The sequence below is a fragment of the Spirosoma sp. 209 genome (assembly GCF_002006735.1).
GTDB lineage: Bacteria > Bacteroidota > Bacteroidia > Cytophagales > Spirosomataceae > Spirosoma > Spirosoma sordidisoli.
Genome location: NZ_MVEC01000010.1, coordinates 124657 through 148882, shown reverse-complemented (window position 1 = coordinate 148882; position 24226 = coordinate 124657). Strand labels below are relative to the sequence as shown.

The window sequence follows — 24226 nt, the reverse complement described above, 5'->3', positions numbered from 1 at the left end:
CCTGCTTCTGATCAGAAGCAGGTTTTTTTATGTCCAGCCGACACGGTACCGGCAATCAATAGGATTGGTTCAGGACGCTTGTTCCCGCAGATCAGCCACCATTTTGGCGAGCGCCCGGGAACGGTGGCTGATGGCGGTTTTCTCGGCCATGGTCAACTCGGCCAGCGTCCGGTCGGCCCCGTCGGGCAGGAAGATCGGGTCATAGCCGAACCCGCCTGTACCCCGTGGGCTGTCGATAATGGAGCCCTCAAAAATGCCTTCAAACTGGTGTTCAACCCCATGCAGAATCAGCGTAAATACGGTAACAAACCGGGCTTTACGGTTGGTTTGTCCCTGCAGCTCGGTTAACACCCGCTGTATGTTCTGAGCGGCATCGCGGCTGCCCGAATAGTAAGCTGAGTCAACACCAGGGCGACCATCCAGGGCGTCTATTTCGAGTCCTGAGTCATCGGCAAAGCAGGATACCCCAAAATGCTTCCAGATGTATTCCGCTTTCTGGCGCGAATTGCCGGCTATAGTGCCGCTGGTTTCGGGTAGTTCATCCGTGCAGCCAATGTCCTGCAGGGTACGAAGGGTGAAAGCGTCGCCCAGGGCGGCTGATACTTCGTTCAGTTTATTCGGATTGTTGGTGGCAAAGCAAAGTTCCATAAGCAAAAAAAGCCGTTTGCAGATAGAACTACAAACGGCTTCCTGAGGTTGCGGCCGGGTTACTCGACTTTGACGATTTCCAGCTCGAATAGAAGTGGCGTATAGGGCAGAATCCGGTTGGCTCCGCTTCCGGTACCCGTTGTTCCGTAACCAAGCGATGACGGGAAGATGATGGTTGCTTTCTCACCGGCCCGAAGGGCTGTCAGTCCGCTCTCAAAGCCGGGAACAACCTGCTTGGTGCCGATCTGCACCTTAAACGTACCCGCGGTGTTCGAGTCGAACGTTGTGCCGTTCAGCCGCTTGCCAACATACTTCATCGTCACCGTTTTGCCGGTTACAATAGCCATCGAGTCAGCAGGCTGCGTCAGCGTTTTGATGACCCGAACACTATCGGTGGTCAGGGTCGTGACGGTAAGATTATTGGCCCGGATGTAATCCTGAATCTGCTGATTCTGATTCCGAACCGATACGATTTTGAGGTCGTACCGAACCGGGGAGTACTGGGGCAGCACCAGATTCCCGTTTCGGCCGCCATCCAGGTAGGCCGGAACGAGTACGGCTCCTTCTTCGCCCTGTTTCAGCTTCAGAATACCCGCGTATTTACCGAGGGTAATACCAATCGTGTTGGTACCGGCCAGAATAACCGTTTCGGGTTTGTTACCGGCCTGATCGGTACTATCGACAATGACACCATCCAGCCGACGGGCAACGAAATGATATTTCACCTCGTCGCCGGTCAGGGGAGCCTGGCCGGTTGCGTTCGCCTTTGTCTGAAAATACCAGATTCCTTCGTCGGTTTTGGTTGCGTTCAGGTTGTTCTGGGCGATGTAAGCCAGTATATCGGCTTCGTTCTCGCGCTTCTTCCGTTCGATCAGGGCTTCGCCTGGTTGTTCGCAGGCGCTAAGCAATGCCGAAACAGCCAACAGGCCAACGGCCCAAAACGAGCGATTCTTACTGAGTATCATAACTTTTTATACAAGGCCCTTTGCCGGGAGTTTCTGTACAGAGAACGAAAATAACGCCGTTCTCTGTTTACTGAAGCCTGTAAAAATCAGGCTGTCGTACTGACGGATGAGCCAAACGCACGCCCGTCAGTACGACCTGAACTGCTTACCGGCCTGGTTGTGGCATGCCCGGCATCTGATTGGGCTGGCCTTTCTGGAAATCGACCAGTTCGATGTCGAACAGCAGTACCGAGTTGGCCGGAATCTTGGGGTTGGCGCGGGAGCCGTAAGCCAGCGTTGACGGAATGATCAGGGTAGCTTTCTCACCTTTGTGCATCCGCATCACCCCTTCTTCCCAACCCGGAATGACCTGACCAACGCCAATCGGGAACTGGACGGGCCGACCGTCGGCCTGCGGGTTGAAATTCTTGCTGGAGCTATCGAATACTTTACCATCCAGCAGTTTGCCGGTATACTGTACCGATACGATATCGCCGGCCGAGGGGGTAGGACCCGCGCCCGGCTGGGTAACTACGTAATATACGCCACCCGCCGTTTTCTGAGCTTTACCGGCCAGGCCATTCTTGACCACGTAGCTCTCGATGGTTTTGGTATCAATGCCTTTTTGTTTCTCGAAATCGGCGGCCTGGGTTTTCTTGTACTCATCTTCGGTCTGTACGTTCAGTACCTTTACCGCAATACCGATATCGGTACCTTTCTGAACGCCCGGCGGCAGCGGCTGCATGGCGCGGGTGAAGAGCGAGTCGGCACTTACGTAGAACGTGGCGCTGTCGCCTTTGCCCAGCATGGTCAGGCCCTCTTCATACGATCCTTTGAAAGGTGGAACCTGCAGCAGCATCTGGAAGGGAGCGCCTTCTTTATGCGTATCGCGCAGCACCGAGTCTTTATTGTTCATCAGCGTCAGGTGAAGCGTCAGAATATCGCCTACCTTACCTTTGCGGGTGCTCTCGGTTTGCTCGTGAATCTGGTACTTCAGGCCGTTATCCGTTACCTGAACGCGGTTTTTACCGCAGGCCGCTACCACAGCGACGATCAGGGCGGCTTTCCCGAAATGTTTAAGAGACATGTTTTAACTGGTTTATTGGTTGGTTTGTGGTTTAGCGTTTCCGAGGGCCAGTGCCGGTCGGAAACGACAAAACTGCTGGTTTACACCGTTTCTGCCAACTTTTGTTGATAGTCCGGCAATATGGATAAGAGTTTCTGTTCCGTTTCGGCCAGACTGCTTTTCGAGCGTCCGCCCGCTGCATTCCGATGGCCTCCACCGTCGAAGTGCGTACTGGCCAGTTCGCGCACCGAGAAGTCACCTACAGAACGAAACGACAACCGGATTTCGTCAACCCGGTCAATGAGAATACAGGCCATCACCACCCCTTCAACGGCCAGCGCGTAGTTGACCATGCCTTCGGTATCGCCGGTTTTGGAGCGGTAGCGTTTGAGTTCGGCATCGGTCAGGGTGATGTATGCGAACCGGTACTGAGGCAGGACCTTCAGCTTTTCGTTCAGCACGTAGCCGAGCATCCGAAACTTGTCGAGGGAGACGTTATCGAAAATGCGCCGGTGGATGCTGCTTACGTCGATGTTGAGGTCGAGGAGGTCAGCGGCCATGCGATGCACATTACCGGTCGTGTTGGAGTGGCGGAACGAGCCCGTGTCGGTCATCAGGCCCGAGTAAAGGCATTCTGCAATCGGCACATCGAGCAGGTCTCTATCGCCGAGTTCAACAATGAGCCGGTATACCAGCTCGGCCGTAGCGGCAGCGGTAGGGTCCCAGAGGGTGAGGTCGGCAAACGATTCGGGTTCGAGGTGATGATCGATCATCACTTTCCGCGCCCGCGATTGCCGTACCAGCGGGCCCAGTTCCCGGATGCGGTCGAGGGCCGAAAAATCGAGGCAAAAGATCAGATCGGCTTCGTCGAACAGCTGGCTGACGGCTACGCGCTGCTTCTCGTCAAACGCGATGACACCCTCATTACCCGGCATCCAATGCAGGTTCTGGCCGTAGTCGGTAGGAGTAACCACCGTAACCCGGTGGCCTTTTTTGCGGAGGTAGCCCGCCAGTCCCAGCGAAGAGCCCATAGCATCGGCATCGGGGTTCTGGTGGGTGGTAATCAGTACGGTTTGCGCGGGGCCACCTGGGTGTTTCCCAATAACCGCACCAATTGCTTCAATGTCTTGCATACACAAACGGCCGGAGCCTCAATCGAAACCCAAAAGTACGAATAATTTGGATACCAGTCGGCCTATGTACCAGCGCGGCATTTCGATGGGAAGTTCGTAGCTTTGCGCCCAAATAAAATTTGGATACAATAACCCATAATGGCTACGAACCGTACGTTCACCATGATTAAGCCCGACGCCGTAGCGGCCGGGCATACCGGAGCAATCACGAAAATGATCGAAGAAGCGGGTTTCCGCATCGTCGCTATCAAAAAAACGCAGTTGACAACCGAGCGGGCGGGGCAGTTTTACGCTGTACACAGCGAGCGTCCGTTCTACAACGACCTGAAAACGTACATGTCGTCAGGTGCCATCGTTCCGATGATTCTCGAGAAAGAGAATGCAGTAGCCGATTTCCGGAAGCTGATCGGAGCAACCAATCCCGCCCAGGCCGAAGAAGGGACCATCCGGAAACTGTATGCCAAGTCGATCGAGGCCAATGCAATTCACGGGTCTGATTCTGACGAGAACGCTCAGATTGAGGGCAGTTTCTTTTTCTCCGCTACGGAGCAGTATTAAATCCACTGGTGCAGTGAGCCGATTAGCTCACTGCACCACTATGGACCCCATTCGCTTTTCGTAGTACTTACAAAAATCCCGCAGCGCACAAGCGTCGCATTTGGGACTCCGCGCCAGGCAAACGTACCGGCCGTGAAGTATAAGCCAGTGGTGCGCTTTCGGAACGTACTGTTTGGGTATGTGGGCCATGAGGGCCTTTTCAACGGCCAGTGGGGTTGTGGCGGTAAGCGGAGCCAGCCCCAGCCGGTGTGATACCCGAAATACATGGGTATCGACAGCCATAGTCGGTTCATTATACACGACCGACAGTATCACATGGGCTGTTTTACGGCCCACGCCCGGCAACGTCTGTAACTCCTCCACCGTAGCCGGGATCTCTCCTCCAAACCGCTCCAGCAGGGTTCGGGCCATGCCAACCAGGTGTTTGGCTTTATTATTCGGATACGACACACTACGGATGTAGCTGAAGACCTCGTCGACCGAGGCTACCGCCAGTGACTCCGGCTCCGGGAACCGTGCAAATAAGGCGGGCGAAATCTGGTTGATGCGTTTGTCGGTGCACTGGGCGGACAGAATCACCGCTACGAGCAGCTCGAACGGATTGGAAAAATTCAGCTCGGTCTGTGGCTCGGGATAGTGTTGGGTAAAGTACTCAATGAAACGGCGGAAACGTTCTTTTTTCAGCATATAGATAATACGGGTATAGCCCCGAACAAAGGTAGGTTCCCGATTGGGAAACTGACCTTGTGCGGGGTTATACCCGTTACATAACGACAAAACACACCAGCTCGCTTACGTATGACGCAGACGGGCAGGCGGGTTTGCCGGATGGTTTCTGGAATAATTGAGAATAGACTGGACCGTATCTGGCCGGGGTTCGCGTTCAATCCGGTTCATCAACGACCTCATTTCGAGGGCGTCGAGAAAGAACGTCATCAATTCCGGTTCCGACATCAGGGCGTCTTCAATGAGGAGGCTTTCCTCGGGAGAGGTTTCCTCGTAGACATACCGGACTACATCATCTTGGGTAAAAGTTTTTGTCATAACTCGGCGAACGTTTGCTTAGTTGTTTACGCAAATTGATCAACGCGTAACGCATACGTCCCAATGCCGTGTTAATACTGACGCCGGTAGCATCGGCAATCTCCTGGAAACTCATTTCCTCGTAGTGCCGCATGATAAGCACCTGACGCTGTTGTTCGGGCAACCGCTGGATCAACTCGCGCAAATGCTCGTGTGTTTCCTGCCGAATCTGGAGTGATTCGACCGAATCCTCCGCGAACTCTAGCGTGTTGAACACACTGCTTCCGTCCTCAAACACCACACTGGGGTAGCGTTTATCTTTTCGGAAATAGTCAATGGCCAAGTTATGAGCGATCCGGATGATCCAGGGTAGGAATTTACCTTCCTCGTTGTATTTACCTGACTTGAGCGTATCCACGGCCTTGATGAACGTGTCCTGCATCAAATCTTCCGCCACATACTGGTCTTTTACAATTAAGTAAATGGTGGTGTAAATCTTCGACTTATGCCGTTGCACTAGTTTGGCAAAGGCTTTTTCATTACCACGGATATACAGGGAAATCAGCTCACTATCGTTTACCTGGGCTTTTTCCATTTTCAGTAAGACAATTAAGTAACGTAGAGCTGTGTTCCGATAGTGTGTGGGGGGATTAAGTTTTTTGTAACCGGGAGATTCGTCGCTATAAAATTAAGAATATTCTGTGCTCATTTCCAAATTGTCAGTACAAAAAATCTGCCAAACCGGGCTAAACGCAGCGAAAAAATAATTGAATAGGCGCTTCTGTCCGGTTTTGATTTGGATTGGCAAAGAAATGCTTTTTCGCAGATTTAATTGTACTTACGTTAGCGTCTTCAGTATAGATTCACCCAGAGGGGCAATCGTTTAAATGAATGAAAAAATAGTTTTTGACCGGGTTGCCCGGGCGGCATTTTCAGACGACTAATAACGGGGGGCCAGCAACCCGAGGTCGTAAAGTAAATGGTTTTGATTGAATACGCGAGGGCATTTCCGTAAATTCTATTCAGAAACCACTGGGCCGCACTTCCCAAAAACCCCATGCCGTTCAACAAAATTGCCGGGCTAATTGCTTGATTTTCTGAGTATATTTCTTACTTTAGAGGCTACGTTGTCTGCTGGATTTCCAGTACATACCTATGAGATGGTTTTGGTTCGGTATCGCGGTGCTCGGCCTGCATCTGGCCGGTATAGCCCAATCGTTCCCGGGTTTGCCGGAATTTAACTTCGACCGGCGGGGCGATGCGGGGTATATTGACAGTCTGCTGACGCTGGGCCGTACCTACCGTCAGCAGGTCGAATCGCTGCCACGCTCCCGTCGTACCGATTCCCTGCGGCTCGAAGGACTGCGGTTCATGACGGCCGTGTTCAAGCAAACCCGCGGCTCGCTGCGCGACAGTAGCTATACCTACGCCAAACGGCTGGAAGAGCGCGCCCTGGCGTATCATAATCCTTTGTTCGTGGTGCGCGGCCTCATGCAGCAGGAATATTACCTGCGCGTTGTCAAGGCCGACTATCTGCAGGCGCTACAGATCAATCAGCGCGTTTCCCAGGCCTGTATACGTTTGCCGCGCGAGAGCTCTCCGCTCTGGCAGGTGCAGATGAACATGGGCGATATCTACGTACTGCTGAAAGAATACCAGAACGCGCTCAAGAGTTACCAGGCCTCCCTGAACCTGCTGGCCCAGAACACCTCCCTGACAGGGAAAAACCGCAAGCTGCTAACGGCCCAGGCCATTACGCAGATGGGAGAGGTCTATGAAATTCAGGGGCAGTACGACCTGGCCCGTCAGCAGTTTGAAGCCAGTCGGCAGATTGCGCTGGAAACGCGCTCGCAAACTAATCTGGCTTATGCTGATGAGCGGCTGGGTGATTTTTTCATCAGCCGGCGCCAGCCCGAGCAGGCCATACGGATCTTTGACGAAGGGCTTGCCGTCTGGACTCAGCTGAACGACCGGGCGGGGCAGGCTGCCGTTTGGGCCAGGCTGGCCGAATGTTACACCCTTACCAACCGACCGCGTCTGGCCATTGAGTTTGGCGAAAAAGCATTGGCCGTTGCCCGTCAGTCCGGTTACCTGCGTATGCGGCAGATGGCTACCCAGGCCTTGTATCGGGCGTATCGGGCAGCCGGCCAGTCTGATCAGGCGCTGGCTATGTACGAAGAATACGTAGTGCTGCGGGATAGTCTGACCAATCTCCGGCGGGTAGAAGAGCTGTCGGCCATGCAGAAAAAGTATGACATCAACCAGGTGCGGGCCGAAGCCGATCGGGAACGGCTGATTCAACAGCAACAGCTGATCGATGTACGTCGGCAGGCTGAAATAAGCCGGTTACTGGCCGAGACGGAACGGGAGCAGCTCGCCAGTAAAACCCGGCTGAGCCAGTTGCAGCAGCGCGTTGAGACCGAACGGTTGAGGGCCGATTCGCAGAAAAGCCGACTGGAGAGTATGGCCCGCGTCGACGCGCTCAAACGCGATATTGAACGAGAGCAAATCATTCGCTTTTTCCTGGTGAGTGGACTGGTCATGCTGCTCGTATTTACCGTAATCTACTTCCGGAAAAGCCGGCTCATTGATCGACAAAAGCGCAGGATCGAGGAGTTTAACCACGATCTGGAAGGGAAAGTCGTAGAACGAACGGCGGAGCTAAAAGCGGCTAACGACCAGCTGCGGGCCAAAAACCGGGAAATTGAAGACGCGCTGCTACGTGGGCAAACGCTGGAGCGCAAACGAATGGCCGCCGATCTGCACGATAGCCTGGGTGGTCTGCTGGCGGCCATCAAAACGAGCCTGTCGGCGTTGAACCCGACGCATCTGTCGGAGCGTGAGCAGTTGATTTACCAGAACCTGCTCGGTATGACCAAAGAAGCCTTCGCGGAGGTACGCTACCTGTCGCATAACCTGCAGCCCGACGAACTCGAAAAGCAGGGATTGTCCGAAGCGCTGATGCGGCTGATTAACAAGCTCAACCTGATGCAGACCGTAACGTTCCGGCTGGACGTGGCCGCGCTACCACGCTTGGGAAAAACAACCGAGTTTAATCTGTATTCAATCTGTATCGAGTTGTGCAGTAATATCTTACGGCATTCAGAAGCTACCGAAGCCGACATACTATTCCGTCGGTTCGATCAGGAACTGAACATGATTATCAAGGATAACGGCTGCGGAATGGACCCGACCGATGCCACCGGTATGGGGCTACGCAATATTCAGGCCCGGATGGATCAGATTCAGGGTCGTTACGAAGTGCACTCGGAGCGGGGCGGGGGCACAACCTTCATTTTTATCCTGCCCGTATCGGTCAACACCGTAGTAAGCTGATGGTCGGCTAGGGAAGGCGACCTTCTACCATGAACTCGTTTTTGTCGAAGTACGACAGCTTTTGAAATCCGGCCAGCTTATACCGTTTCACCTGCCACTGCTGTCCTGACAGGCCGTTCTCCAGCAATAGATGGCGCTCTGACGAATACAGTGGGTTACTGGTTTGCAGTACGGCCTCAATCTGGCGGGGCTGCCGCGTTGTTGAGTCGAGCCGGACCGTCAGCGAGCGAACCGTCAGGCGTTCTTCTGATTTTTTCAGGGTGTACTGATACGTCAGCGAATCGGGGCGGGCAATCTGATAGCTGCTGCGTAGCGCCGGTTTGTTGATATCTGCCTGGCTGAACAGTTCCAGCTCGCGGCTCCAGTCCAGTTCGGCGGTTTGCTGCTGGCTGCGTTCCTGATTGATCTGAACGGTTTTCCGAACAAGTGGCTTGCGGGCCGTTAGTCCCTTAATTTGTTTCTGAACAAAACCGGCCACATCATAATAAACAGGAGGCTGGTTTTGCTGGTTGGGGTTGTTGCAGCTGCTGACAGTCAGCCATACAGGGAAGATAAGTAGCGAAACGAAGCGCATAAACGAATGCCGGATGACGGTTGAAGGCAATGACCTTCACCAACCACCAACACGATTTTTTAGAAATCGGTTTAGCGAACAGAATTCTGAACCAAATTTGCAGCGACAATGCTATTTACTAAACGGGTTCATGTCTCAGGCGTACAGGGTATCGATCACAGGTCGGAGCCTGCAATGAACTGAAATCTGATGCCTTAAACTGCTGAACAACTGTTTCATGGAATACGACGTAATTATTATCGGTTCAGGACCGGGCGGTTATACCGGCGCGATCCGGTGTGCGCAACTCGGGCTTAAAACAGCTATCATCGAGAAATACCCAGCCCTGGGCGGAACCTGCCTCAATGTAGGCTGTATCCCCTCCAAAGCCCTTCTCGATTCGTCGGAGCACTATTACAATGCCGCTCACACGTTTACCCAGCACGGTATCAAACTCGACAACCTGCAGGTCGATCTGGCGCAGATGATCAGCCGCAAACAGGACGTCGTTGATCAGACCACGAAGGGAGTTGCTTTTCTGATGAAGAAAAACAAAATCGATACCTTCTATGGATTAGGCTCTTTCGTAGACGCGCATACGGTTAAAATTGCCAAAACGGACGGGGGCGAAGAAACCATAAAAGGTAAGAACATTGTCATCGCCACCGGCTCGAAACCGCTGTCGTTTCCGTCGATGCCGGTTGATAAGAAACGTATCATCACCTCAACCGAAGCGCTGAAGCTCGAACAGGTGCCGAAGCACATGATCATTATCGGGGCTGGCGTTATCGGCGCTGAGCTTGGGTCGGTTTACGCCCGGCTGGGGGGTAAAGTATCGTTCGTCGAGTTTTTCGATTCCATGATTCCTACCATGGATAAAACGATGGGTAAAGAGTTACAGAAAGCCATCAAGAAACTCGGCGCTGATTTTTATTTCAACCACAAGGTAACCCAGGTTGAGAACAAGGGCGATGAAGTGGTGGTGAGCGTCGACACGCCCGACGGCAAACAGATTACGCTGACGGGTGATTACTGCCTGGTTTCGGTAGGGCGCCGTCCGTATACGGATGGTCTCAATCTGGAAGCTGCCGGTCTGAAAACCGATGCCAAGGGGAAAGTTGAGGTTGATAATAACCTGCGGACCAGCGTGCCACACATCTACGCACTGGGCGATGTTATTCGGGGGGCTATGCTGGCCCATAAAGCGGAAGAAGAAGGTACGTTCATTGCCGAAACCATTGCGGGTCAAAAACCCCATATTCACTATCGGCTCATTCCGAACGTGGTATACACCTGGCCCGAAGTAGCCGCCGTTGGTTATACCGAAGAAGAGGTGAAGCAACAGGGTATCCCGTACAAGACCGGCTCATTCCCGTTCAAAGCACTGGGTCGTGCGCGGGCGAGTATGGACATCGACGGGCTGGTGAAAGTGCTGGCTCATAAAGAAACGGACGAGATTCTGGGGGTTCACATCATCGGCCCCCGGGCGGCAGACATGATTGCCGAAGCGGTTGTGGCTATGGAGTTCCGGGCCTCGGCCGAGGACGTCAGCCGGATGTCGCACGCCCACCCGACGTATACCGAAGCGTTTAAAGAAGCCTGTCTGGCCGCTACCGATAACCGGGCTATCAACATGTAAGGCTTTTTTTTGGCAAACCTATAAAACGAAGCCCGGCTGTTTTTCAACAGCCGGGCTTCGTTGATTTTGAGCCGTACTTCGTTCGACAGTGGTCCGTGCGGAGGCTTATTCAGTCAGTAGTTTATCGATCAGTCGGTTGAATTCGGAGACATACTGGTCGTAATACGCTCCGGTTCCGGGGCCGCTGAAGCCGGTGTGTATGTGCCGAACCTGGCCTTTCTTATCGATGAAGAGGGTGGTCGGAAAGGCCACCACTGCATTCAGGTCGGGGAGTGCTTTACTGGCTTCGGCTTTGTCGTTGGTGCCGGCCAGCACGACCGGGTAGTCGATCTGGAAGCGTTGCTTCATCCGGTCAATTTTTGGCCCTGACTCGGCCATGTTGGCCGATCGCTCGAAAGCCAGGCCCAGTACTTCGACGCCCCGGCCGCGGTTGCGCTTGTACCAGGGGCTCAGGAAATTGGTTTCATCCATGCAGTTCGGACACCAGGACCCCAAAATCTGCACGACGGTCACTTTATTCTTAAAGCGCGGATCGCTCAGGGAGACCAGCTGGCCGTTGGGTTCGGGGAAGGAGACGCGCAGCGTTTTGGCGCCCGGCTTCAGGTAGGTGAGGCTGGCCGGATCGGGGAGTTTGGCTGCCGGATCGAAGCGGGCCGCCCAGGGTTCGTAGCCCGATACGCCCGACCAGAACCCTCCGGACAGCGTTTTAGCCTGCGGATTGTGCCTGGCCTTGAACAAAAACAGGTGCGACCCATCAAAGCAGGATAGGAACAGGCTGTCGCCAACCACGTTGCCATCCAGATAGCGGTAGTCGCCGGTGGGAGTCAGGAAGGTACCGGCCACTCGGTTGCCTGTCTGCTTAAACACCCCTACCGCATTGACCGTATCGACCCGCCCCGATTTGTTGCCGAAGTCGGTAGCCCAGCTGCCAGTCAGGGTCGCTGCTGCGGTTTGGGTAGTCGGTACAAAGCGCTGCGTGTAGCCGAGCGTGGCCTCAAACGGTAATGTTTGTATTTGTTGAGCAGTTCGTCGCCGGCGCCACACGCCCCGGAGCGTATTACCGTCTATCTTTGCAACTAATTCTGATTCAAAAAGGGCCATCGGAATCCGGATCGAGTCGCCCTGTACCGTAGCCGGGTCCATGGGAAGCCGTTCGCTGCCGTTGAGTGCAAAAACGGTATAGCCTGCTGCCTGGCCCGGCTGGATATCGAGACCGAACGGTAAGTCACCACCGCGGGTTTTCAGTACGGCGCGGTATTGACCCGGTGTGACGGTTACTGATTCTGACTGACCTGAGCAGGCCATGGCTGTGGCAATGAGCAGGGCAATGGCCCCGAAGGAAACGATTTTTTTCATGCGGAGATGGGACATGCTGTTCACGAAACGACCGGGCAAACAGGTTGGTTCAACCGAAAATAATCATTCGACAGCGCCAAAAAGGGCGGTTAGACGAATGATAACCAATAATAACGAATGACAACGAATTACCACGAGCCTGTTATGCTGCAGGCCTGCCTCGACGGACTGAACCTGCAGCCGGGCGGCACCTATGTCGACGTAACCTTTGGCGGTGGGGGCCACAGCCGTGCCCTTCTCGAACAGCTGGAAGGCGGGCGGCTGTTTGGGTTCGATCAGGATGCCGACGCCCGGGCCAACGCGCAGGCCATCAACGATCCGCGCCTGACGTTTGTGGCATCCAATTTCCGAAATATCAAGCGTTACCTCCGGCTCTATAAAGCGGATCAGGTAGATGGCATTCTGGCCGACCTGGGCATTTCGTCGCACCAGATCGACACGCCCGAGCGGGGCTTTTCTACCCGCTTCGACGCCGACCTCGATATGCGCATGAATCAGCAGGCCGACCGTACGGCCCGGCAGGTTGTCAACGAATACACGGAAGCTGACCTGCACCGGATTCTGGGTATGTACGGCGAAATCACCAACGCCCGAACGGCAGCCGGTGCCATCGTGTCGGCCCGATCGAACCGGTCCCTCAATACCGTTAACGATCTGAAAAATGCGCTGCAGCGGTTTGCCCCGCGTGGCAAGGAAAACAAATACTTTGCACAGGTTTTTCAGGCATTGCGCATCGAGGTGAACGAAGAGCTGACGGCGCTGGAGGAGTTTCTGGAGCAGGTGCCGGGTATCCTGAAACCGGGCGGGCGACTGGTGGTGATGGCGTATCACTCGCTCGAAGACCGGCTGGTGAAAAATTTCATCAACAAAGGCAAGTTCCAGGGCGAAGTAGAGAAGGATCTGTTCGGGAATGAGATCAAGCCGCTCCGTTCGGTTACGCGAAAACCTATCGAAGCCACGCCCGACGAAGTAGCCCGTAATCCCCGCGCCCGTAGTGCTAAACTGCGGATCGCTGAAAAACTGTAAATTTTTATTTGTCAAACGATACTGCCCCGCCGTTAAAAACCTAGTATCTTTGCGGTCGGTTTGTTGTCAATTTCATAAAAAACCATCCTGTTATGTCTGCCACGCTTGACACCGTGAGTTTGTTAGCCGATCGCATCAACGCGCTGGAGGAGTCGTCCACGCTGGCGATGACCAAAAAAGCCCGTGAACTAGCCGCGCTAGGTCATAAAGTAATCAGCCTGAGCGTAGGAGAGCCGGATTTTAAAACCCCCGCCCACATCTGCGAAGCCGCCAAGAAAGCCATTGACGACGGGTTCCACGGATACTCGCCCGTTGCCGGCTATCCGGACCTGCGCAAAGCGATTGCCGACAAGTTCAAGCGTGACAACAACATCGACTGGAAACCCGAAAATATTGTTGTGTCGACCGGCGCCAAACACTCGCTGGCCAACGTAATCCAGACGCTGATCAACCCCGGCGATGAGGTGATCATCTTCGCGCCTTACTGGGTGAGCTACTCCGAAATGGTTAAACTCGCCGAAGGGAAGGCCGTTGTGCTCGACGGAGCGTTCGAGAATAACTTCAAAGTAACCCCTGAGCAGTTTGAGGCCGCCATCACGGAACGCACCCGGATCGTGATGTACGCGTCGCCGAATAACCCAACGGGCTCGATCTATTCTGAAGCCGACCTGCGGGCCATTGCCGACGTGGTTGCCCGACACGACAACCTGTTCGTGCTGGCCGATGAGATTTACGAATACATCAACTTCACGCCCGAAGGTCATTTCAGTATCGGCTCGATTCCGGCCATTGCCGATCGGGTTATTACGGTCAATGGCGTGGCGAAAGGATACGCCATGACGGGCTGGCGCATCGGCTATATCGGTGCTGCCAAGTGGATTGCGGAAGGGGTAGAGAAACTTCAGGGACAGGTAACCTCGGGTACCAACTCCATTGCTCAGAAAGCCGCTGTTGCTGCCATCAGCGGCCCGCTCGATGCGTCGAAAGAGATGACCCAGGCCTACCAGCGCCGTCGGGATCTGGTCGTTCAACTCCTGCGGGAAGTACCCGGCTTCCGGACCAACGTGCCGGAAGGAGCTTTCTATGCTTTCCCCGACATCAGCCACTACTACGGTAAGACCGACGGTACGACCCGCATCGAAAATTCAGATGATTTTGCGGAGTGGCTGCTGAATACGGCCTATGTGTCAACCGTGGCCGGTTCTGGATTTGGCGCTCCCAACTGCCTGCGTATCAGTACGGCTGCGTCTGACGAGGCCCTGGCCGAAGCGGTTCAGCGCATTAAAGATGCCGTAGCAACGCTGCACTAAGCAGTAGGTTATAACCGAAAGCGGCCCGAACAAGACTGTTCGGGCCGCTTTCGGTTAGGAGCGTTTTCCGAAGGGAATTACCGCTTTCAGACTGACGTTTCGGCCCATGTTGAAAACCCCGGCGCGACCGGTTGCTTCGTTGACGCCGAAATATTTGAGTCGGTTCTGGTGACTCTGGTAAGCTATGTCGAACAGGTTCTGAACGGTCAGGTACAGCGAGAACAGGGTTCGCCCGCTATTGCTGACAATATCGCTGCCGGTGCCCAGGTTGACAAGGGTATAGGCGGGGGTCGGTGTTTCGGTACCGAAGGCCAGCAACGCCTGATTCTGCCGCCAGTTGTGTTCCAGTTCTACCATGGCGTACAGATTGCGCCAACGGCTGCCGGCTTCGGCTTTGGTAAGTCGGATCTGGCTGATCAGGCGGGGGGGCGGCAGAAAAGGCAGATAACGCGCCGAATCATTTTTGGCCGACAGATTTCGTGACCGCACCAGCGAATACGAGGTGGTAAAATGAAACCAGCGGGCCGATCGGGGATTCACCGTAACCTGAGTTTCAACGCCATACAGCACCGCGTTTCCCTGCACGTAGCGGTAGGTCAGGATTGGGCGGGCCGGGTCAACGATCGAGTCGCGGCCAAACCGGTCGAGCACTTTTTCGGAATAGGTGTAGTTGTTGATCCGATTCTGAAACAGGCTGGCCATAACGGTCAGGTCGGGTGATTCGTACTGAACACCCAGGTCGCCCTGCCACGAGGTTTCGGAGCGTAGGTCGGGGCTGCCGATTTCATAACGGAAGGTGCCCGCATGCTCGCCATTGGCCGAGAGTTCCGATGTAGCGGGTGCGCGGAAGCCCCGGGCCAGATTGGCTTTTACGGTCCAGCGGCTCGACAGCAGATACGTTGCTCCCAGGCTGGCCGTTGGGTTCGAGTAAACTTTGTCAAGGCCTCCAAAGCGAGTCTGGCCCCCCTGAATCGGAGACTCGCTGAAGGCACCTTCAGCATCGGCATAAAGCTGGTTGATGCGCATACGCCGGACGTCAACCCGAACGCCCCCGTTTACCGTCAGCCGTTCGGTTTTCTTCTGGGCGAATGCAAATACGCCATTGTCGAACGATCGGTAGCCCGGGTAAAGGACTTCCAGACCCCGGTTCTGGTTGTACTGGTAAAGCCCGTTGCCACCCAGGGTAATGTCCCAGCCGTTGCGCCCGGCCAGGTAATACTTCAGATCATAGAATACATTCTGAAGGTAAAAATACAGCGCTGGCTGCCCGGGCGTAAGCGTACTGGCAAACTCCTGCCGACGGTTCTGGCTGTAACTGATGATCGCCGACAGGTTGCCGCCCCCGACTTTAGCGAAGGTATTCCACGACGTCTTGAAGTGATTCAGATTCTGGTAGTTGGCCAGCTCGATTGGGCGGCTGCGTAGTTCGGCATCGGGAACGGGCGCCAGCGCTTCTGAGTCGGGGCTTACCTGTACAAGCTTCAGGAACCGGCCGTTGCGGTCGCGTTCGCCCGTAACGATGTTGATGTCCTGGTGCCAGTTGGAGATATACAACTGCGAGTAGCCCCATTTCCGGGTAATGCCAATGGTTCCGTTGATGTCAAACTCCCGATAGGCGGATCCGTATACCCGCCCGTCGTAACGGTTCCGGTAGTTACCGGCGCTTTTGGTGCTCACCCGTACGCGGCCGAACAAGCCGCCCTGGTTCGTTCCTTCCACCACGCCCGATAAACCAATCATGCCGTTATTGCTCTGGTAGTTGCTCAAAATCTGCCCGCGCATCACGCCGGGTTCTGGCGGACGAGCCGATATGACGCTCATAACCCCGCCCAGCCCGTCGGAGCCGTAGAGCAGACTGCCCGACCCTTTGATAATCTCATACCGGTCGATGCTGTACTCGTCGATCTGAAGCGCGTGTTCTTCGCCCCACTGGTTGTCTTCCTGCCGAACGCCGTCGTGAACGGTAATAACCCGGTTGAACCCCAGTCCGCGAATGACAGGTTTCGACAAGCCAACGCCCGTGGTGATCTGCGACATACCCGGCAGCTTCCCGATGGCATCGACCAGATTGGTTGATGAGGTCTGGAGCCACTGAATCTTGTTGTACGTCATGATCGGAACCGGACTGTCTTTGACGGTCTGCCCGGTGGTGAGTCCCGTTACAACTACCTCCTGGAGCTGGGCTGCTTCGGGTTCGAGGGTCATGTCGAGCGTTGTTTCGCCGTCGCCGAGCTGAATGGTGCGGGTCATGTTTCGGTAACCTACCAGCTGTACCTGGACCCGAACCGAGCCCGCCGTCAGGCCCGTAATGCGGTACCGACCCGTTGAGTCGGCGGCCCCGCCTTTCTGAGAGGAGGGGATGTACACCGTAGCGCCAATCAACGGCTCGCGGGTGGTTTTATCGGTAATGTGACCGCTGAGTATCGTCTGGGCAGACGCCAGACCGGGAATGAGACAAATGAATAGAAGAAATCGAACCATGTACGTGGCAGTGTATAGAATGAATAAATCAGCCGAATGCTGTCAGGTAAGGCGTATACGCACGAGCCTGAACCGCTCAATGCGGGCAGGCCGGGCTCATACAGCGTATCAGACAAATCGGAAAAGCTGAGATAACCTATACACACGGGGGCCCCCGGTGGCGGAAAGCAACATGGACCGACTCGGGCCGGGCAATCGGGCGGGGCACAGAGGGGCCTGTCAGGAAGAAGACCGTCAGCAGCAGCGCCAGCCAGGCAACGGGCGCAGCATCGGTATACAAAGCATTGGCAAAGGCATCGAGCCAGATCAGCTCATCGCGGCTGTGGGCATGGGTAGGGAACTGCGTCCCCGGCGATGACTTGTACGGGTGCGCGTGGCAAATGATCGTACCATCGGCCAAGCGGTGGGCATGGCGGAAAACGACGCCGTTGGTTAGTACCGCGAGGTACAAACCAAGCAGCAAACGGCCCAGCCCAAACCGATAACGTTCCAGTACAGACACGCGAATACAGACGAAATACAGGTGAACGCGTAAAAATATCAAATAGACTTCAAATCCAACTATCTAATATACAGACATACTACTTAAAATTCTGGCACACAACTTGATATGATGTCTGATTGTGTAGGAAACAGGCGAGGGCTATATTTAAAACTTATATGTTCTGGTAACCTTCACTCATTCAAACTTTTTGATTTTAATCTTGTTTTTGTATTAAGGCAAGGTTAACTTTGAATATGAAAAGAGCATCGTTTTAGAACAGCCCACTCAGAAGATGCCAAAGTTGCTTTACCGTAAACTTAACTATACTCTCTTACCACTTTAACCGATGAGAAACGTTCGATTGTATATGATTTTTCAGTGGGCATTCTTTCTACCCATTATCTTGCCCCTCTGCCTGGCATACGGTGCGCTACGGGGTGCCATCCAGATGGCCGAACGAGTGATGGAACAGATTGTGACCGATGTTATTCCGCATAGCGAGACGCAAACCACAGTTGACAAGTATCAGATGTAAGTTTTCTCAGCATAATTGACAAAGCCGACTGCTCCCGGGAGCAGTCGGCTTTGTCAATTATGAGCCTTACCCAAAGATGAAATCCATGTTTTTGTCTTTGTAATTTTCATCGTCGAGTTCGAGAAATTCTTCCCAGAACGGATCGGCCGGCAGCGCTGCTTTACAAATAAGCGGCTCTTTTTTGACCGGGTGCAGAAAATAAAGCCGCCGGGCATGCAGGTAAATCTTCTTGTCGGCAACGGCCCGGTCGTACCCGTATTTGACGTCGCCCCGGATCGGGCAACCCATATGCGCCAGCTGCGACCGAATCTGGTGGGGCCGGCCGGTGACAGGCGTTACTTCCAGCAGGTAGTGTTCATTAATGCGTCCCAGCACCCGATACGAGAGTTCGGCCCGCTGCGAGTTGGGAGCTTCGTACTCGTAGACGGTTACCTGGTTCTTCTGCTCATCTTTCACCAGCCAGTTAACAAGCTTATCAGTAGTTTTGGGCGGTTTCTGCCGAACAACGGCCCAGTAGGTTTTCTGCACCTGGCGCTTCCGGAAAATCTCGTTCATACGTTCCAGCGCCTTTGACGTACGCGCAAACACGACCAGGCCGCTAACCGGCCGGTCGAGTCGATGAACCAGCCCCAGGAATACCTCTCCCGGCTTGTTGTATTTCTCCTTAATGTACTCTTTCAGTACAGTCAGCAGGGTGGTGTCGCCGGTGCGGTCGCCCTGCACCAGTATACCCGGCTCTTTATTGACAATGAGCAGGTGATTGTCTTCGTATATGACCTGAAATGGTTTCTTCTTCATGCTGTATCGTGCCTACTGTATCATGGTCGCTGAGCGTATATCGCCCCACAATCAGACTATATTATGTAGTTTAACTTAATAAGCTTCCTTCTCGTTCGGGAAGTCGCTGGCTTTCACGTCATCAACGTAGTGCGCAATAGCCTCGGTCATAATGGTATGCAGGTCGGCATACCGGCGCAGGAAGCGCGGCTTGAACTCGTTGGTAATGCCCAGCAGATCATGCACGACCAGAATCTGTCCGTCGGCATCGGGCCCGGCACCAATACCGATGGAGGGGATAACCAGGCTTTGGGACACTTTTTTGGTGAGAGCCGCCGGTATTTTCTCCAGTACCAGGCTGAAGCAGCCTACCTCCTGAAGCATGTGGGCATCGTCGATCAGTTTCTGCGCTTCGGCCTCTTCTTTAGCCCGTACCGCGTAGGTTCCGAACTTGTAAATGGACTGGGGTGTCAGGCCCAGGTGGCCCATAACCGGTACACCCGCGCTTAACACCCGCACGATCGATTCCTTGATTTCCAGGCCGCCTTCCATCTTCACGGCATGAGCCCCCGATTCTTTCATGATGCGGATAGCAGACCGGAGGGCTTCTGACGAGTTGCCCTGATACGAGCCGAAAGGCAGATCGACCACCACCAACGCCCGCTTCACCGCCCGCACCACCGATGACGCATGGTAGATCATCTGGTCGAGGGTGATGGGCAGCGTTGTCTCGTGACCCGCCATAACGTTCGAGGCTGAGTCGCCGACCAGAATCAGCTCAACACCGGCGGTATCGACGGCGCGGGCCATGGAGTAATCGTAAGCCGTGAGCGCAGAGATTTTCTCCCCTTTATTCTTCAGCTCCTGAATGGTGTGCGTCGTAATGCGCTTTATGTCGGGGTTATGGACAGACATACCGTCAAGTTTCAGTGTACAGGTTTCGATAAACGAATACCGACCGCAAAAGTACGGCTTTTACGATCGGTATTCGTTATGGGTGTCTGGACTGTATCGGTACGCTGTTTACCGGGGAGCCAGCCACGATTCGGGATTGAGCTTGGTAAACTCTTTCCAGATCTGAAACTGGATTTCGGAGACACCATTTTTGTCGGTCGCTACGGTGCCGATGGTTTCGCGGGCTTTGACGCGCTGACCAACCCGCACCGAGACGCTCCGCAGTTTGGCATAGACCGTAAAGTAGTTGCCGTGCTGAATGGCCACGACGTTGTTCATGCCCGGCATATTGGCTACGTCCTGTACAATGCCGTCATAAACCGACCGAACGCCTTCGCCCGCGTTGGTCTGAATATCCACTCCCTGGTTTTCTACGTAAATGCCTTTGAGGACCGCGTGCGGTCGGCGGCCAAAGTGGTCGGAGACGAAACCGCGACCAACGGGCCAGGGCAGCCGCGCCCGCGACGAGGCAAATGACGAGGCCAGCGCGGTTTCTTCGTCGTTCAGGTTGTTGTTACGCCGTTCGTCAGGTTTGGGCGGAGCAGGTTCCGGATCGGCGGGGCGTTCTACCTTGGCTACGTCGGCCGGGTTTGGTTTTTCGCCAGCTTTTTCGGCGGCTGCCACGGCGGCTTCGGCTTTCTTGCGCTCGGCGGCTTTCCGGGCCGCTTCCAGCCGCGCTACCCGCTCGATGCGTTCGCGTTCGGCGCGTTCGCGGGCCTCTCGCTCGGCGCGTTCACGGGCTTCGCGGGCAATGATGCGGGTGATCATCGACTCCAGCTGGCTAACGGCCCGTCGGCTTTCGGCCAGTTCGGTACGCAGTTCGGTTTCTTTCTGACCGAGGGCTTTAACGACCTGGTTTTTCTCTACCTTCAGCAGCTCGAGCTTTTTGGTCTCACTCATCTTCACCACCAGGGTGCCGCGTTGCTGCTGGCGCTTGCGCTGGGTAGTCTGCTGCTTGCCCTGCAGCATGGTCTGCACATTGTTCATCTGGCGGACCTGGCTCTGGCGCGCGTCGGAGTACTGGCGCAGGTATCGGTACCGGGCTACCAGCTGGTTGAAGTTGTCTGAAGCGAACAGAAAACCAAGTGGGTTAACCTGCTGCCGGCGTTTGTCAGCTGCGTAGACCATGGAACCGTACTCATCCTTGAGCTTTTCGAGGTCGCGGGTCAGGGCCCGGCTGGCCTGTCTGAGTTCGGCAATTTCGGATTCGGTCAGTTGGAGGTCTTTGTTCAGCAGCCCAATCTGGCGCGACTGGGTCTGAATTTGCTGATCGAGGGCTTTCAGCTGGCCCATGCTCACCTGTTTCTCGGACGCCGTCTGTTTAAGTACGGTCCGGATCTGATTCATTTTCTCGATATTCTGCTTTTTCTCTTTCTCCAGCGCCTGCCGGCTGCGCTGTGTTTGCTGGGCAATAGCCGCTGGCGGCTGCATCAGACCAAGCAGCAGCAACGAACCGACCAGCAGCCAACGAAGAGAGAGGAACAGGAGCGGGATACGCATAAACAAAAATTCAGTTGTCAATTTTCGGCGGTCATACATCGGCATAAGGCGTGGCCATAGACCGGGCAGGGGCGCCGAAAAACTTGTTTATGGCCGCCTTTTATAGCTGGCCGGAATGGTAAATGGAAACCCAGGGGTTTTCTCGATCAGTTCAACCTTGCTGTGCTTGATCCGCAGCAGCGTCTGGTAAAACTGGCCGTCGGTTTTCGACTGGTAATCGAGCGTAACGAGGCTGGTATACGGAAACAGGAAGTTGTTGAGCGATGTGAAATCTTCGTAGTCGAGCCGCAGCGTATTCTTGGTAGGCTGCTCGGTAACCATCAGTTTTTTCAGCTTTCGATCCTCCTCGCCGATGTAATTTTCTACCAGTACTTTGCCCTCACTCTGCCGCAGTAGCAGGTAATCGCGCTCGTTCTTGATTTTCTGAGCCGGGCGCTTGGGCAGGGGCAGATTGCCGACTATGAGCGCCTGCAAGAGCTGGAAGTTCATGGCAAAGTTAAACTGCCGGCTCAGCGTCGGAAAATCGTAGACCGAGTACTCGCCGTGAATCTTATCGACAATAATGATGGAGTCGCGGGTGATCAGGCCCCGAACGGCTTCGATACCCAGTTTACTGACCGACAACCAGATCAGGCTGTCTTTGCGAACCCGCAGGTTGATGTTGGCATTGTCGATATCCTGCTGGGGGCTTTTAAACGATATCTTGGAGCGGGCCGTCAGATACCGGAAGTCGATTTCGGCCACGTTGGTCCGGGCTTCTTCAATACCCGGCCGGGCGGGGGGCGCGGTCGTTACCGTATCAGGTGCCACTGGTGACGGACGCTGAGCCGTTGCCGAATCGGACCGGGTCGTCGGGGTAGTGGTCCCGACGGTGGGGGACGGAGTTGAGCCCGGCAGGTTTCGGCTTCGGCAGCCTTCTGTATGGAGTAAAATGCTCAGTAAGAGAGCAAACAACAGGTATCTATTCATTTATGCGCGTTTCGGTAAGCGGTCCGTTCGGGCTCCGACGGGTAAGAAGCCGGGCGGTCTGCCGCCCATGCTGACAAAGCAACGATCAGAAACCGGCTTTTACAACAGGCCGTTTTACAGCGTGCCGGTAGTAATCTTCTTATCCAGTTCGGGGCCGGTGCCGCCTTTGGCTTTGGCTCGCTTCCATTGCTCGGCGGCCTGTGTGCGTTCGCCAAGCTGGTACAGCACATCGCCGTAATGTTCAATAATGGTTCCGCTTACGCCAGCCGGGTCGGCCAGGGCTTTTTCGAGATACTGGCGTGCTTTGGCGTAGTCTTTCGACACGTACAAAACCCAGGCGTAGGTATCCAGATAGGTAGCGTTGGTAGGATGACGTTCGACCAGCTTCTGGGCCAGTTGCAGCGCGCGGGGCAGGTTAGCCTTGCGCAGCGACAGAAAGTAGCTGTAATTGTTGAGGACGTGGTCGTTGAGCGGGTCGACTTTAAGCACGGCTTCGTAGGCTTCGTCAGACCTGGCGTGATCGCCCAGGCCGTTGTAGGCGTCGCCCAGCTGGGCCTGAATACCGCGTTTCAGCTCGTTGTTGGTGGTGGCTGCCAGTAGCTTCTGACTTTCTTCGAGGGCATCGACGGCCTGCTGATAACGCCGTTTGTACAGGTTTGCGGAGCCGTTGGAGTACCAGAAGAGGCCCTGCGTTGGGAAGACCTCCAGCGCCTGCTCGGAGTGAACCAGCAAACTATCGACCTGGTTAAGTTCGCCGTCGAGCTGCAGCAGCGACCCCCATACTTCGTAGACCGAGCCGTCGAGCCGGGCCGCCCGGGCGTAGGCGTCGCGGGCTTCGGCTTTCTTGCCCTGCTGCATGAGCAGATCGGCTACCATAATCTGTGACTTGGGGTCTTTGGGGTTCGATTTGGCCAGATCCTGAGCCATTTTGAGCGCATCCTGCTGAGCAGGGGTGTTCTCGCCGGTCAGGCCCACGTAGCTGGACAGGATCCGGGCTTTCAGGCCGGCTTCCAGATTCGGGTTGGCAAACACCTGGTTAAGCTCCTGCGTAACCCGGTTCATATCCCCTTTTTTGCGGTAGATATCGGCCAGCAGCACGTGCGCCTGGGGCAGGTCGGCATTTAGCTTGAGCGCGCGGTCAATCCAGGTAATGGCCTGATCGGAGCGGTCGTTGGCAATGAGCAGTTCGGCGCCTTCGAGCAGGTATTCCGGGTCGCCGGGTTCTGACTGCACCAGTTTTTCGGCTTCTTCGACGGCCTTGTCAATTTTGTTCTGTTTGAGGTAGATGCGCTGCCTCTGGCGGGTAATCTCTTCGTTCATGCCCAGCTCGCGTTCAACCCGTTCGTAGGCTTCGAGCGCTTTGTCGGGTTTGTCGTCGAAGAGGTAGATCGCGGCCAGCTCGACGCCATATTCGGCGTTTTCGGCTCCTTTTTTAACGAGCACTTCGTAGAGTTCTTCGGCTTCGCTGTACCGCTTCTGCTTCACGTAGAGTTCGGCCAGTACCAGGGCGTAGAACTTATTACCGGCGTCGAGCGAGTGGGCTTTGGTGGCGAAGGGGATGGCTTCCGCCGTTTTGCCCATCTTCATCAGGGCGCTGGCCGTAGCGTACTGGGCGGCTGCGTTACCGGGGTTTTTCTGGAGTACCTTGCCAAACTGCGTAACGGCTTTTGACGGCTCGTCGGTCATCAGAAAACGCATCCCGTCGGCAAACAGCGTTTCCTCTTCCATCCGAACGGTTGTGGTGGAGCTGGCTTTGGCGAGGCTGGTATCGGCTTTGGTTTCGGCACGCTTTCGCTGGGCTGACGCTGGCAGCAGCCCGATACTCATCAGCAGCCCCAGCCCGATGGCCCATCCTCTGACCGATCGGTTGCGATATACGTTGATTAGTGGATTCATGCTGGTCGGTACCTTATCGTGCGTATCTCTAAAAACGC

22 protein-coding genes are annotated in these 24226 nt (G+C 55.0%); 6 read left to right on the top strand and 16 right to left on the bottom strand.

Features of this window, described 5'->3' with window-relative positions:
• Positions 1-69 precede the first annotated feature (69 nt).
• From rdgB to B1C80_RS18155, 4 genes are all read right to left on the bottom strand, one after another.
• Positions 70-648 carry an RdgB/HAM1 family non-canonical purine NTP pyrophosphatase gene (gene rdgB, locus B1C80_RS18170; RefSeq protein WP_077922622.1) on the bottom strand — a complete coding sequence of 193 codons (579 nt, stop codon included), beginning with the start codon at positions 646-648 and terminating at the stop codon, positions 70-72.
• A gap of 59 nt (positions 649-707) precedes the next feature.
• Complete coding sequence (locus B1C80_RS18165) at positions 708-1613, bottom strand: FKBP-type peptidyl-prolyl cis-trans isomerase (RefSeq protein ID WP_077922621.1); 906 nt, start codon at positions 1611-1613, stop codon at positions 708-710.
• 145 nt (positions 1614-1758) lie between these two features.
• Complete coding sequence (locus tag B1C80_RS18160; protein WP_077922620.1) at positions 1759-2679, bottom strand: FKBP-type peptidyl-prolyl cis-trans isomerase; 921 nt, start codon at positions 2677-2679, stop codon at positions 1759-1761.
• An 80-nt stretch (positions 2680-2759) separates the two neighbouring features.
• Positions 2760-3791 carry a bifunctional oligoribonuclease/PAP phosphatase NrnA gene (locus B1C80_RS18155; RefSeq protein WP_077922619.1) on the bottom strand — a complete coding sequence of 344 codons (1032 nt, stop codon included), beginning with the start codon at positions 3789-3791 and terminating at the stop codon, positions 2760-2762.
• A 138-nt stretch (positions 3792-3929) separates the two neighbouring features.
• Between B1C80_RS18155 and B1C80_RS18150 the strand changes: the two genes are divergently transcribed.
• Positions 3930-4349 (top strand): nucleoside-diphosphate kinase, encoded by a 420-nt coding sequence (locus B1C80_RS18150; protein ID WP_077922618.1) that lies wholly within the window; start codon positions 3930-3932, stop codon positions 4347-4349.
• A gap of 27 nt (positions 4350-4376) precedes the next feature.
• On the opposite strand, the gene nth is transcribed toward B1C80_RS18150, so the two are convergent.
• From nth to B1C80_RS18135, 3 genes are all read right to left on the bottom strand, one after another.
• Positions 4377-5036 (bottom strand): endonuclease III, encoded by a 660-nt coding sequence (nth, locus tag B1C80_RS18145; protein WP_077922637.1) that lies wholly within the window; start codon positions 5034-5036, stop codon positions 4377-4379.
• A 105-nt stretch (positions 5037-5141) separates the two neighbouring features.
• Positions 5142-5393 (bottom strand): hypothetical protein, encoded by a 252-nt coding sequence (locus B1C80_RS18140; RefSeq protein ID WP_077922617.1) that lies wholly within the window; start codon positions 5391-5393, stop codon positions 5142-5144.
• On the bottom strand, positions 5368-5967 hold the full coding sequence (locus B1C80_RS18135) for an RNA polymerase sigma factor (RefSeq protein ID WP_077922616.1): 600 nt from the start codon (positions 5965-5967) through the stop codon (positions 5368-5370). The genes B1C80_RS18140 and B1C80_RS18135 overlap by 26 nt, the downstream gene beginning before the upstream one ends.
• A 560-nt stretch (positions 5968-6527) precedes the next feature.
• Between B1C80_RS18135 and B1C80_RS18130 the strand changes: the two genes are divergently transcribed.
• Complete coding sequence (locus B1C80_RS18130) at positions 6528-8708, top strand: tetratricopeptide repeat protein (protein ID WP_077922615.1); 2181 nt, start codon at positions 6528-6530, stop codon at positions 8706-8708.
• A 7-nt stretch (positions 8709-8715) separates the two neighbouring features.
• Here B1C80_RS18130 and B1C80_RS18125 read toward each other — a convergent pair whose 3' ends face one another.
• Complete coding sequence (locus tag B1C80_RS18125; protein WP_077922614.1) at positions 8716-9282, bottom strand: hypothetical protein; 567 nt, start codon at positions 9280-9282, stop codon at positions 8716-8718.
• A 217-nt stretch (positions 9283-9499) separates the two neighbouring features.
• Between B1C80_RS18125 and lpdA the strand changes: the two genes are divergently transcribed.
• The gene (lpdA, locus tag B1C80_RS18120) at positions 9500-10900 is read left to right on the top strand and encodes a dihydrolipoyl dehydrogenase (RefSeq protein WP_077922613.1); all 1401 of its coding nucleotides are present in this window, start codon (positions 9500-9502) and stop codon (positions 10898-10900) included.
• 105 nt (positions 10901-11005) lie between these two features.
• Here the strand turns inward: lpdA and B1C80_RS18115 are convergent, their stop codons facing one another.
• Positions 11006-12256: a TlpA disulfide reductase family protein gene (locus tag B1C80_RS18115; RefSeq protein ID WP_077922636.1), complete on the bottom strand. Its 1251-nt coding sequence runs from the start codon at positions 12254-12256 to the stop codon at positions 11006-11008.
• 117 nt (positions 12257-12373) lie between these two features.
• On the opposite strand from B1C80_RS18115, the gene rsmH reads away from it, so the two are divergent.
• Together rsmH and B1C80_RS18105 are read left to right on the top strand one after the other, a co-directional pair.
• Positions 12374-13282, top strand: coding sequence for a 16S rRNA (cytosine(1402)-N(4))-methyltransferase RsmH (rsmH, locus tag B1C80_RS18110; protein WP_077922612.1), 909 nt, complete (start codon positions 12374-12376; stop codon positions 13280-13282).
• A 92-nt stretch (positions 13283-13374) separates the two neighbouring features.
• Complete coding sequence (locus B1C80_RS18105; protein ID WP_077922611.1) at positions 13375-14592, top strand: pyridoxal phosphate-dependent aminotransferase; 1218 nt, start codon at positions 13375-13377, stop codon at positions 14590-14592.
• Positions 14593-14646: 54 nt separating this feature from the next.
• Here the strand turns inward: B1C80_RS18105 and B1C80_RS18100 are convergent, their stop codons facing one another.
• Together B1C80_RS18100 and B1C80_RS18095 are read right to left on the bottom strand one after the other, a co-directional pair.
• Positions 14647-17073: a TonB-dependent receptor gene (locus tag B1C80_RS18100; RefSeq protein ID WP_077922610.1), complete on the bottom strand. Its 2427-nt coding sequence runs from the start codon at positions 17071-17073 to the stop codon at positions 14647-14649.
• Positions 17074-17209: 136 nt separating this feature from the next.
• Positions 17210-17575 (bottom strand): hypothetical protein, encoded by a 366-nt coding sequence (locus tag B1C80_RS18095; protein ID WP_139361678.1) that lies wholly within the window; start codon positions 17573-17575, stop codon positions 17210-17212.
• Positions 17576-17903: 328 nt separating this feature from the next.
• Between B1C80_RS18095 and B1C80_RS28155 the strand changes: the two genes are divergently transcribed.
• Positions 17904-18092, top strand: a complete 189-nt coding sequence (locus tag B1C80_RS28155) for a hypothetical protein (RefSeq protein WP_129602818.1) — start codon at positions 17904-17906, stop codon at positions 18090-18092.
• A 66-nt stretch (positions 18093-18158) separates the two neighbouring features.
• Here the strand turns inward: B1C80_RS28155 and B1C80_RS18090 are convergent, their stop codons facing one another.
• The 5 genes from B1C80_RS18090 to B1C80_RS18070 all read right to left on the bottom strand — a co-directional run bounded on the left by B1C80_RS18090 (position 18159) and on the right by B1C80_RS18070 (position 24188).
• Positions 18159-18890: an RluA family pseudouridine synthase gene (locus tag B1C80_RS18090; protein ID WP_077922608.1), complete on the bottom strand. Its 732-nt coding sequence runs from the start codon at positions 18888-18890 to the stop codon at positions 18159-18161.
• Between the two features lie 75 nt (positions 18891-18965).
• The gene (panB, locus tag B1C80_RS18085) at positions 18966-19784 is read right to left on the bottom strand and encodes a 3-methyl-2-oxobutanoate hydroxymethyltransferase (protein ID WP_077922607.1); all 819 of its coding nucleotides are present in this window, start codon (positions 19782-19784) and stop codon (positions 18966-18968) included.
• Between the two features lie 108 nt (positions 19785-19892).
• Entirely contained in the window at positions 19893-21254 is a 1362-nt protein-coding gene (locus B1C80_RS18080) for a murein hydrolase activator EnvC (RefSeq protein ID WP_236648828.1), read from the bottom strand.
• 156 nt (positions 21255-21410) lie between these two features.
• On the bottom strand, positions 21411-22133 hold the full coding sequence (locus tag B1C80_RS18075; RefSeq protein ID WP_236648827.1) for a DUF4292 domain-containing protein: 723 nt from the start codon (positions 22131-22133) through the stop codon (positions 21411-21413).
• Between the two features lie 273 nt (positions 22134-22406).
• Positions 22407-24188: a tetratricopeptide repeat protein gene (locus tag B1C80_RS18070; protein ID WP_077922604.1), complete on the bottom strand. Its 1782-nt coding sequence runs from the start codon at positions 24186-24188 to the stop codon at positions 22407-22409.
• Positions 24189-24226: the final 38 nt, after the last annotated feature.